At 37.8% G+C, this 468-nt stretch carries 1 pseudogene; it reads left to right on the forward strand.

What is annotated here, in order from left to right:
• Window positions 1–226 (forward strand): annotated as a pseudogene (locus HC026_RS12415) (hypothetical protein); the annotation flags it as partial.
• Between the last annotated feature and the right edge of the window lie 242 nt (window positions 227–468).

The raw sequence follows: 468 nt of genomic DNA on the forward strand, positions 1-468 counted from the left end.
AGATTTAAAAATTCGTTGGCAGATGAACTCTCGTCAAAGTGTTCATCAAGTTGCTAGTAAGCCTGATTTTCCGCAACCCGTTTTTGCTTTTAATCATGGCAAGACCCCACTTTACTTAGCAACTGAAATTCAAATTTTTGAAATTAATCACCCCTGGGTGATAACTCCCAGTGCTCGTCTTGCTTATAGTCATTGGATCCTTCGCAATGTGATTGATCAATCTTGATATTCAGCTCTAGGTTTTTGAGGGTTTACTCTAGGTTTTTTATAGTTGGCGCTAGCCTTCTAATACAAATAATCCCCATCGAAATGGGTATTAAATCTACCCTTGACACTTGTCAAGGGTGTAAGTGCGCATTGACCTCGTTTCACTCGGCCTGCTGATAACCATAAAATCAATTTCTGCTGTTGTTGAATTGACTGTATTTTTAATTCAATTTATGTTTGCACCTAACTAAGATTGTTATG

This window comes from Secundilactobacillus angelensis (genome assembly GCF_012641075.1).
Classification (GTDB): domain Bacteria; phylum Bacillota; class Bacilli; order Lactobacillales; family Lactobacillaceae; genus Secundilactobacillus; species Secundilactobacillus angelensis.